Genomic DNA, 8,812 nt, shown 5'->3' with positions numbered 1-8,812 from the left:
CAATGGCAGCCTTTTTCGTTCCGGAGCCCCGCAAAGCCACTCGCCACGACTGCCTTCAGGCCGCCGAGGTAGCCTGCTCCAGCCAGCCGAGGAGACGGATGGCAGTCTCACGACTGTCGCCGCAGACGCTCTCGTCGGCGGCGAAACCAACACAGACCGCGGGCCGCTCGGGACGTCCGAACAGCGCGCAGAGATACTCGGCCGACAGATGGATGCAACGCACGCCAGCCGGCTTGCCCTCGGGCATGCCGGGGATCGGCGAGCTGATGGAAGGCGCGATGCAGCAGGCGCCGCAACCTGCACGACACTCCATGATTTCCCTCGACAGGCGGATAAAACGGCGGCGATCTTAGGGGTTACCCAGCCCCCTGGCAAGCCGTGCGCCCGCCCCGCCAGGCTCAGTGGTTGCGCTGCAGCCGCGCGATCAGGCTGGAGGTATCCCAGCGGCCGCCGCCCATGCCCTGTACGTCGGCGTAGAACTGATCGACCAACGCCGTCACCGGCAGTTGCGCGCCGTTGCGCCGCGCCTCGTCGAGCAGGATCGACAGATCCTTGCGCATCCAGTCCACGGCGAAGCCGAAGTCGAACTCGCCGGCCAGCATGGTCTTGTGACGATTCTCCAGCTGCCAGGACTGTGCCGCGCCCTTGCTGATCACCTCCATCGCGCCGTGCGCGTCGAGACCGGCGCGCTGGGCGAAATGCAGCGCCTCGGACAAGCCCTGGACCAGGCCGGCGATGCAGATCTGGTTGACCATCTTGGTCAGCTGACCACTGCCGGCCGCGCCCATCAGCCGGACCATCCGCGCATAGCTCTGGATCACAGGCTCGGCGCTGGCATAGGCGTCGGCCTCGCCGCCGACCATCACCGTCAGCACGCCGTTGACCGCGCCAGCCTGACCGCCGGAGACCGGCGCATCGAGAAAGCCCAGGCCACGCTCGACAGCGATTGCCGCCAGCTCGCGTGCGACATCGGCCGACGCCGTGGTGTGATCGACCAGGACGGCGCCGGGCGCCATGCCGGCGAAGGCGCCCTGCTCACCCAGCACCACGCCACGCAGGTCGTCGTCGTTGCCCACGCAGCACATCACCAGCTCGGCACCCTGCGCCGCCTCGCGCGGGGTCGGCGCACTGCTACCGGCATATTCGGCCATCCATTGCTCGGCCTTGCCCGGCGAGCGGTTGTACACCGTCACCTGATGGCCGTTGCGGGCCAGATGCCCGGCCATCGGATAACCCATCACCCCCAAGCCGATAAAAGCGACCTTCGCCATAGCGATCTCCTCCAGACATTGGCGGCAGAGCCTAACACGGGGTTTGCCCTGCCCGGAAAGCCCTTCCATACTGCTTCGCACGCGAGGGAGGGCCTATGGGACATTGGTTGGTCATCGACCTGGAAGCGACCACCGACGAGGGCGGCTGGCCGGTGGCGGAAATGGAGATCATCGAAATCGGCGCCAGCCTGGTCGACACGGAGGGCCATGAGCGCGACCACTTCCAGCGTTTCGTCAAACCGCAGCGGCGTCCCTGTCTGACCGCCTTCTGCCGTGAGCTGACCCATATCGAGCAGAGCGACGTCGACACCGCCATCCCCCTGCCACAGGTCTGGCCGCAGTTCGAGCGCTGGCTCAATCAACATGCATCGCGCCTGGTCGGCTGGAGCAGCTGGGGCGACTACGATCGCCGCCAGCTGGAGCAGGAATGGCGCCAGTACCGACTGGACAGTGTGCTCGCCGCGCTACCGCACCTGAACCTCAAGCAGGCCTTCGCCAAGGCCCGCCAGCTGCCCCGCCCGGTGGGTCTGCACAGCGCCCTGCAACTGGCCGGTCTGCAGTTCCAGGGCCAGCAGCACCGCGCCCTGACCGATGCGCGCAATACCGCTCGCCTACTGCCGCTGGTGCTGCCTCTCAAAGACTGATGACGAAGAAAAGGCGCTTGGGCATACTGGCGGCCCTTTTATGACCCTTCCCGAGGAATCACAGATGTTCAAGGTCAACGAGTACTTCGACGGCACCGTCAAATCCATCGGTTTCGCCATGGCCGAAGGCCCCGCCACCATCGGCGTGATGGCCCCGGGCGAGTACGAGTTCGGCACCAGCCAGCTGGAAGTCATGCACGTGGTGGCCGGAGCCCTGACCGTGAAACTGCCAGGCAGCGACAGCTGGAGCACCTTCGAGGCCGGCAGCAACTTCACCGTAGCGGCCAACAGCAAGTTCCAACTGAAGGTGGCGGTGGACACCGCCTACCTCTGCGAGTATCGCTAACAGGCCGTAGCACGACGAATAACCGGCCCTGGCGGCCGGTTTTTTCTTGGCCATGTCGAAATTGCGGCAACCCGGGCGACCCTCGGTGCGCGCGGCGCACCCTACGCTCGCGCACAGCTGAAGACCTCTTCATTGCCTTAGCCCGCCAAGGACAGCCCCATGCCACGCACCGCCCTCCTCGCTCCCATCGCCCTGCTAGTAGTGGCCATGGTCTCGATCCAGAGCGGCGCATCGCTGGCCAAGAGCCTGTTCCCGCTGGTCGGCGCCGAAGGCACCACGGCGCTGCGCCTGATAATCGGCGCGATCATCCTGTCGCTGGTGATGCGGCCCTGGCGCGCGCGACTGAACCTTGCCGCCTATCGCTCGCTACTGGCCTACGGCCTGGCCCTCGGCGGAATGAACCTGCTGTTCTACATGTCGCTGCAGAGCATCCCGCTGGGCGTCGCCGTGGCCCTGGAGTTCACCGGGCCGCTGGGCCTGGCGCTGCTGTCGTCGCGGCGGCTGCTGGACTTCGCCTGGATCGCCCTGGCCATCTTCGGCCTGTGGCTGCTGCTGCCCAGCGACCTGGCGCAGACCCGGCTCGATCCGCTGGGCATGGCCCTGGCGCTCGGCGCGGGGCTGTGCTGGGCGCTGTACATCGTCTTCGGGCAGAAGGCCGGCGCCGCCCACGGCCGCCAGACCGTGGCCCTGGGTACCTGGGTCGCCGCCCTGCTGGTGCTGCCCGTCGGCCTGTGGCAGGCCGGCGGCAGCCTGTTCTCGGTGGATCTGCTGTCCATCGCCCTGGGCGTCGCGATGCTGTCCTCGGCGCTGCCCTACAGCCTGGAGATGGTCGCCCTGACCCGTCTGCCGGCGCGTACCTTCAGCATCCTGATGAGCCTGGAGCCAGCCATCGCCGCGCTCTCCGGCCTGCTGTTCCTCGGCGAACAACTGGGCTGGAACCAGTGGCTGGCGATCGGCGCCATCATCCTCGCCTCGGCCGGCGCGGCAGCGACGATCAAACCCAAGAGCTAGCCGGCCTCGCCGAACTGCAACTCGGCCAGCCGCGCGTAGAGCGGGCTGCTGGCCAGCAGCTCGGCGTGGCTACCGATGGCCGCCAGCCGGCCCTGCTCGATCACCGCGATACGTTCGGCCTGCTTCACCGTGGCCAGGCGGTGGGCGATCACCAGCGTCGTGCGCCCGGCCATCAGCGTCGGCAGGGCCTGCTGGATCAGGTGCTCGCTCTCGGCATCCAGCGCGCTGGTGGCCTCGTCCAGCAGCAGGATCGACGCATCGGCCAGTAACGCGCGGGCGATGGCCAGGCGCTGCCGCTGGCCGCCGGAGAGCCCCAGACCGGCGTCGCCCAGGTGGGTCCGGTAGCCCTGCGGCAGGCGCTGGATGAACTCGTGGGCGTGTGCCGCGCGCGCCGCCGCCTCCACCTCGGCCTGGCTGGCGTCGAGACGACCGTAGCGGATGTTGTCCTCCACCGTGCCGAAGAACAGCGCCGGATTCTGCGACACCAGGGCGAAGCAGGCGCGCAGCTCGCGCGGATCGAGCCGGTCGATCGGCACCCCGTCGATCAGGATGCTGCCGGCCTGCGGGTCGAAGAAACGCAGCAGCAGGTCGAACAGCGTCGACTTGCCGGCACCGGACGGCCCGACCAGCGCCAGGGTCTCGCCGGCACGCACCTGCAGGCTGATGCCATCGATGGCGTAACTGTCCGGGCGGCCCGGATAGGCGAAGCGCAGCTGCTGCAGCTCGATCGCGCCGCGCACCGGCTGCGCCAGGCGTTGCTGACCCTGTTGCGGCGCAGCAATCTCGTTGCGCGCGCGCAGCAGCTCGGCGATGCGTTCGGCCGCGCCGGCGGCACGCTGCAACTCGCCGATCACCTCGCTCAGGGTGCCGAACGACGAGCCGACGATCAGGCTGTAGAATACGAAGGCCGCCAGCTCGCCGCCGGAAATGCGCCCGGCGATCACGTCCATGCCGCCGACCCAGAGCATTACGCCGACGGCGCCGAGCACCAGCACGATGACCAGGGTGACCAGCCAGGCGCGCTGGGCGATGCGCTTACGCGCCACCTCGAACGCCGCCTCGGCGGACAGGGCGAAACGGCGCTTGTCCTCGTCCTGGTGGTTGTAGGCCTGCACCGTCTTGATCTGCCCCAGCACTTCGCCGACGTAGCTGCCGACGTCGGCCACGCGATCCTGCGACAGGCGCGACAACGCGCGCACGCGGCGGCCGAATATCAGGATCGGCGCCACCACCAGCGGCAGCGCCGCCAGCACGATGCCGCTGAGCTTGGGGTTGGTCACCACCAGCAGCACGCTGCCGCCGACCAGCATGATCAGGTTGCGCAGCGCCATCGACAGCGACGAGCCGATCACCGACTGCAGCAAGGTGGTGTCGGCGGTCAGCCGCGACTGGATCTCCGAGCTGCGGTTGCTCTCGTAGAAGCCCGGGTGCAGCTCGATCAGGTGATCGAACACGCGCCGGCGAATATCGGCGACTACCCGCTCGCCCAGCCAGGACACCAGGTAGAAGCGGGTGTAGGTACCCAGCGCCAGGGCCAGCACCAGGACGAAGAACAGCATCAGCGACTGGCTCAAGGCCTGCGGCGACTGGGTGGCCAGGCCCCGATCGACCAGCAGCTTGATGCCCTGGCCCATGGACAGGGTGATCGCCGCGGTGAACAGCAGCGCCAGTAAGGCGCCCAGCACCCGCCCGCGATAGGGCGCGACAAAGCGCCAGGCCAGGCGCAGGGCGCCGCGCTGGCGGGAGGAAAACAGCGATGCCATGGTGGGTCTCAGGAGTCGGTGGCAGGGGGCGCTTCGGCCAGCCAGGCCACGGCGCAGAGGGTCAGCGCCGCCAGATTGGTGGACAGCGGATTGAACGCCTGAATCAGCAGATGGGGGCTCAGCAGCGCCACATCAAGCAGCAACAGGAGCAACGCCGCTCCCGCCAGCGCAAGCGGCCAGCGCTGGTCGCGGACCACGAGCAGCGCCAGGCCCAACAGCGCCTCGGCCATGCCGCCGACGCGGGCGATCAGCTCGGGCGCGAACAGCGCATGATCGGGCAGGCCGTGAGCGCCGATCATCGCCAGCTCATCGGGGCTCAGCCAGAGCATCTTCGGCACCAGGCCATGCCAGAGAAACACCAGAGCCAAGGCCAGCCGCGCGAGCCAGGCGATCTGCGCCAGACGCCGTTCAGTCATGCAGAAAGCGCCCGGCATGGTCGGCCGCAGGCAGCAGGCATACCGCATGCCGGCCGAACAGGCGGTAGCGGTTCAGCGCGATGCGGTCGTAGCACCAGTCGCGCACTGACCGCGGGATCAGCCGCAGCCAGGCCAGCGCCCGCCAGGGCCAGGGCCCGGGCAGCTGGGCGAGGATGTGCAGCACGGCGTCGGAACGCAGCAGCAGGCGGCCATCCTCGATCAGCGCCATGCTGTCGAACCGCTCGGTGGGCAGCCCGGCCCAGAGCAGCAGCGCCTGCCCCTGGGCCGATTGCACCGAGGCGAGGCGGAAACGGCGGTGCGCGTCGTGGCGAATCAGAAACTTCGCCCAGCCGTTGCACAGCTTGCACACGCCATCGAACAGCACCACGGATTCGCCGGCGCACAGGCCGGGTGGCACGTCGGTCATGATCGGTTCTCCGCCTGCTGGCTGGCAGGCCGGTAATGGCCGATCACCCGGTAGGCGAAGAGGATGTCCTCTTCCTGGGCGCCGCGGCCGATATTGTGCAGCACCAGCGGTGCGCCATCCGGGCCTTGGCGATCGCTGAGGATGCCGATATGGGTCAGGCCGCCGCCCAGATCCCAGGCGACTATGTCGCCGGCGCGGTAGGCCGTGGCGTCCTGGTCGATCGGTAGCGACCAGCCCTGGCGCTGGAACCAGGTCATCAGATTGGGCACGCGGCGATGGTCGATATTGGCGTCGGGGCGGCTCAGCCCCCAGTGCTTCGGGTAGAGCGCGAAATTGGCGCGCATGTCGCGGTGCACCGCCTCTTGCAGGTCCAGGCCCTGCTGGCGCAGCGCGCGGATCACCACGTCGGTGCACACGCCGGTCGCAAGCGGCACGTCTCCGCCCGGATAGCTCAGGCGGCGGTAGGCCGGGTCGTAACCCAGGGTCACGCCGACCTGCTCGCGCGCCGCCAGCACCAGCCGGTCCGCCTCGATGGCCTGGGCGGCGCAGGCCAGCAACCAGAGCAGCAATACACTCACGACCCGCATCTCGACCTCCTATCGACTCAGGGGATACAGCAGCTCTTCCTTATACCCGGCCCAGACCCGCACCGCATCGGGGAAGGCGTCGTCCAGGGTCACCTCGCCGCTGTCCACCAGCAGCGGGCGGCCTTCCAGCGTGGCCAGCTTGCGCTTGGTCGCCACCACGCGCAGGCGCTCCAGGCCGATGGCGCGCAGCACCCGTGGGCTGATCTGCTGGTTGCCGCGGCCGAGGATATGGCCCTGGCCACCGATGGCGGTGACCAGCAGATAGGCCGGATGGCCGTCGACCAGGGCCAGCAGCTCGGCCTCGTTGACGTCACGGGCGATCACCTGGCCATCTTCGATCACGTCGACGCCGAGCAAGGTGGTCTCCAGCCCCAGATTCTGCGCCAGACCGTGCATCGTCGAGCCGGGACCGAACACATAGCGCACGCCCGGCTCCCACTCCGCCTCCAGCCAGGCGGCGAGATCGGCCAGCACCAGCTCCTCGGACTCCACCCCGCCCTGCTTGACCGACTGCACATAACCGCCCTCCTGCGGCACACACAGTTCGCCGTACCAGCGCGCCGTGACTCGCCCCTCGCGCAGGGCGCTCTCGTCGATATCGCGCACCTCGCCGCTGGCCAGGCGCACCAGGCCGCCCTCGATCAAACGCGCAGTCAACTCTCCCGCCGCACGCGGGCTGATGGCGTAGACGCCGGACTGGATCTTCACCCCGGCCGGAATGCCCAGCACCGGCTGCCCTTCCCTGACCACCGCGCAAACGTCCCGCGCCGTGCCATCGCCACCGGCGAACAGGATCAGCGCGACCCCGGCGTCCTGCAGCTGCCGCACGGCGCGGCGGGTGTCGTCGGCGGTGGTCGCGCCGGCGCCCAACTCGCCCAGCAGGCGATGGGCGAAGCCCATCTGCGCCAGCAGATCGCCGCCCATGGTGCCCGGATATGTCACGAACTCGATGCGCTCGCGCAATCCCAGCAACTGCTCCAGCGCGGTGCGCGTGCGCTGCGCCGCCTTGGGCTCGATACCGAGGGCCAGCGCCTGCTCGGCCACGCCGTCGCTGCCCTTGAGCGCCGCCGGCCCGCCGAGGCCGGCCAGCGGATTGATGATCAGACCTATATGGAAACGCGACATGAATTCCTCGTTGAGTACAGGCCGGCATACTGCCTGCAGTACGACTTTCGCAATGTGCTTTGTAGCGCTGCTACGCCGACCTGGTTGTCACCGCCACTTCATCTAGCGGCTCTAGACTGGCGCGCATCACTGATGAGGAGACAGGCCATGAGCTTGCACGACACTGCCGCCCAACGCCCCGCCACCCCGGCCAAGCGTCCACAGATGCCGGTGGGCGGTTTTATCATCGATGGCCAGGGCCGCGAAGTCCCGATCACCGAAGGCATGATCCAGCAGGCCTGCGGTGAACTAGAAAAGATCCTACAAGCGATGCCCGCGCCAGTGTCACCTCAATCATGAACTGTCGGACTCCTGTAGGGTGGGTTAGCGGCGCTGAACGCCAATCTTGCAGCCACGAATGAGGTGGTGCGCCGCGTAACCCACCAGGAGATAGAGCGCGTGGCGCCTATGGTGGGTTACGCCGCTGCAGGTGTACTGGCGTACTCGGCAAGGGTGACAGGCGGCTAACCCACCCTAAGCCGTTCCGACATTTGCGCTGTGACGCGCCCTACTCGCGCGGCAGCAGCTTCAGCGACAGCGAGTTGATGCAGTAGCGCAGCCCGGTCGGCCGCGGCCCGTCGGGGAACACGTGACCGAGGTGGGCATCGCAGCGGGCGCATTTCACCTCAATGCGGTGCATGCCATGGCTGAAGTCGTCGAGCCGGGCGATCGCCTCGTCGCTGACGGGCTGGAAGTAGCTCGGCCAGCCGCTGCCGGAGTCGTACTTGGCATCCGAGTCGAACAGCGCCGCGCCGCAGCAGGCGCAGTGATAGACGCCCGGCGTCTTGCTGTCGTGATATTCGCCGGTAAAGGGCCGCTCCGTGCCGCCCAAGCGACAGACATGAAACTGCTCCTGCGACAGTTCCTCGCGCCAGGCCTCCAGGGGTTTTTCGAGCTTGTCCACGGGGCAGATTCCTCCTCGATATAAGTCGGACCGCAGCGGCATGGCGCCTTGGCCTAAGTGTGGCGGCAGCCCACAACGCCTGAAAAAACGGCCGGGAGCCATTTTTAACGTCGCGTAGCGACGGCCCGAAGGGTGGCCGCCAGGCATGGCAGGCCATAAAAAAGCCGGGGCGGCACCTTTGCCGCGCCCAGACCGCCACGTATGATTCGACGCCAGTCTGTCACCCGCGTTACATGGCTGCAAAGGTTCTCCGCCACGAGACTTTTGCAGCGTGATTCA

At 67.9% G+C, this 8,812-nt stretch carries 12 protein-coding genes; 4 read left to right on the top strand and 8 right to left on the bottom strand.

Going from position 1 to position 8,812, the window contains the following annotated elements; translation table 11 throughout:
• Positions 1–55: 55 nt before the first annotated feature.
• Both ACUTAF_RS07240 and ACUTAF_RS07235 read right to left on the bottom strand, forming a co-directional pair.
• A complete protein-coding gene (locus ACUTAF_RS07240) occupies positions 56–313 on the bottom strand; it encodes a YkgJ family cysteine cluster protein (protein ID WP_445579335.1) in 258 nt (85 codons plus the stop codon).
• A gap of 85 nt (positions 314–398) precedes the next feature.
• A complete protein-coding gene (locus tag ACUTAF_RS07235) occupies positions 399–1,340 on the bottom strand; it encodes an NAD(P)-dependent oxidoreductase (RefSeq protein ID WP_445579334.1) in 942 nt (313 codons plus the stop codon).
• A gap of 26 nt (positions 1,341–1,366) precedes the next feature.
• On the opposite strand from ACUTAF_RS07235, the gene ACUTAF_RS07230 reads away from it, so the two are divergent.
• From ACUTAF_RS07230 to rhtA, 3 genes are all read left to right on the top strand, one after another.
• Positions 1,367–1,915: a 3'-5' exonuclease gene (locus ACUTAF_RS07230; protein ID WP_445579333.1), complete on the top strand. Its 549-nt coding sequence runs from the start codon at positions 1,367–1,369 to the stop codon at positions 1,913–1,915.
• A gap of 64 nt (positions 1,916–1,979) precedes the next feature.
• On the top strand, positions 1,980–2,261 hold the full coding sequence (ppnP, locus tag ACUTAF_RS07225) for a pyrimidine/purine nucleoside phosphorylase (RefSeq protein WP_397487701.1): 282 nt from the start codon (positions 1,980–1,982) through the stop codon (positions 2,259–2,261).
• A gap of 159 nt (positions 2,262–2,420) precedes the next feature.
• Positions 2,421–3,272: a threonine/homoserine exporter RhtA gene (gene rhtA / locus ACUTAF_RS07220; protein WP_445579332.1), complete on the top strand. Its 852-nt coding sequence runs from the start codon at positions 2,421–2,423 to the stop codon at positions 3,270–3,272.
• Here the strand turns inward: rhtA and ACUTAF_RS07215 are convergent.
• Genes ACUTAF_RS07215 through ACUTAF_RS07195 form a run of 5 tightly spaced genes read right to left on the bottom strand, consistent with a single transcriptional unit; the run spans position 3,269 to position 7,590 of the window.
• Complete coding sequence (locus tag ACUTAF_RS07215) at positions 3,269–5,035, bottom strand: ABC transporter transmembrane domain-containing protein (protein ID WP_445579331.1); 1,767 nt, start codon at positions 5,033–5,035, stop codon at positions 3,269–3,271. The genes rhtA and ACUTAF_RS07215 overlap by 4 nt on opposite strands.
• A gap of 8 nt (positions 5,036–5,043) precedes the next feature.
• Complete coding sequence (locus ACUTAF_RS07210; protein ID WP_445579330.1) at positions 5,044–5,451, bottom strand: DoxX-like family protein; 408 nt, start codon at positions 5,449–5,451, stop codon at positions 5,044–5,046.
• Positions 5,444–5,878 carry a thiol-disulfide oxidoreductase DCC family protein gene (locus tag ACUTAF_RS07205; RefSeq protein ID WP_445579329.1) on the bottom strand — a complete coding sequence of 145 codons (435 nt, stop codon included), beginning with the start codon at positions 5,876–5,878 and terminating at the stop codon, positions 5,444–5,446. The genes ACUTAF_RS07210 and ACUTAF_RS07205 overlap by 8 nt, the downstream gene beginning before the upstream one ends.
• Positions 5,875–6,465 (bottom strand): DUF1287 domain-containing protein, encoded by a 591-nt coding sequence (locus ACUTAF_RS07200; RefSeq protein ID WP_445579328.1) that lies wholly within the window; start codon positions 6,463–6,465, stop codon positions 5,875–5,877. The genes ACUTAF_RS07205 and ACUTAF_RS07200 overlap by 4 nt, the downstream gene beginning before the upstream one ends.
• Before the next feature lie 9 nt (positions 6,466–6,474).
• A complete protein-coding gene (locus ACUTAF_RS07195; protein ID WP_445579327.1) occupies positions 6,475–7,590 on the bottom strand; it encodes an ATP-NAD kinase family protein in 1,116 nt (371 codons plus the stop codon).
• Positions 7,591–7,737: 147 nt separating this feature from the next.
• Between ACUTAF_RS07195 and ACUTAF_RS07190 the strand changes: the two genes are divergently transcribed.
• A complete protein-coding gene (locus ACUTAF_RS07190; protein ID WP_445579326.1) occupies positions 7,738–7,929 on the top strand; it encodes a PA1571 family protein in 192 nt (63 codons plus the stop codon).
• Positions 7,930–8,137: 208 nt separating this feature from the next.
• On the opposite strand, the gene msrB is transcribed toward ACUTAF_RS07190, so the two are convergent.
• Positions 8,138–8,533 carry a peptide-methionine (R)-S-oxide reductase MsrB gene (gene msrB / locus ACUTAF_RS07185; protein WP_445579325.1) on the bottom strand — a complete coding sequence of 132 codons (396 nt, stop codon included), beginning with the start codon at positions 8,531–8,533 and terminating at the stop codon, positions 8,138–8,140.
• Positions 8,534–8,812 lie beyond the last annotated feature (279 nt).

It is taken from the genome of Pseudomonas sp. SP16.1 (assembly GCF_052682975.1).
Note: the sequence above shows the minus strand (reverse complement) of the source record. Positions and strands in the feature narration are given on the sequence as shown.

Bases quoted from the DNA above. Each gene is read 5' to 3' on its own strand.
- ACUTAF_RS07230 (WP_445579333.1), top strand. From the start codon at position 1,367: ATGGGACATTGGTTGGTCATCGACCTGGAAGCGACCACCGACGAGGGC.
- ACUTAF_RS07195 (WP_445579327.1), bottom strand. From the start codon at position 7,590: ATGTCGCGTTTCCATATAGGTCTGATCATCAATCCGCTGGCCGGCCTC.
- ACUTAF_RS07190 (WP_445579326.1), top strand. From the start codon at position 7,738: ATGAGCTTGCACGACACTGCCGCCCAACGCCCCGCCACCCCGGCCAAG.
- ACUTAF_RS07240 (WP_445579335.1), bottom strand. From the start codon at position 313: ATGGAGTGTCGTGCAGGTTGCGGCGCCTGCTGCATCGCGCCTTCCATC.
- ACUTAF_RS07205 (WP_445579329.1), bottom strand. From the start codon at position 5,878: ATGACCGACGTGCCACCCGGCCTGTGCGCCGGCGAATCCGTGGTGCTG.
- ACUTAF_RS07235 (WP_445579334.1), bottom strand. From the start codon at position 1,340: ATGGAAGGGCTTTCCGGGCAGGGCAAACCCCGTGTTAGGCTCTGCCGC.
- ACUTAF_RS07215 (WP_445579331.1), bottom strand. From the start codon at position 5,035: ATGGCATCGCTGTTTTCCTCCCGCCAGCGCGGCGCCCTGCGCCTGGCC.
- ACUTAF_RS07210 (WP_445579330.1), bottom strand. From the start codon at position 5,451: ATGACTGAACGGCGTCTGGCGCAGATCGCCTGGCTCGCGCGGCTGGCC.
- ppnP (WP_397487701.1), top strand. From the start codon at position 1,980: ATGTTCAAGGTCAACGAGTACTTCGACGGCACCGTCAAATCCATCGGT.
- ACUTAF_RS07200 (WP_445579328.1), bottom strand. From the start codon at position 6,465: ATGCGGGTCGTGAGTGTATTGCTGCTCTGGTTGCTGGCCTGCGCCGCC.
- rhtA (WP_445579332.1), top strand. From the start codon at position 2,421: ATGCCACGCACCGCCCTCCTCGCTCCCATCGCCCTGCTAGTAGTGGCC.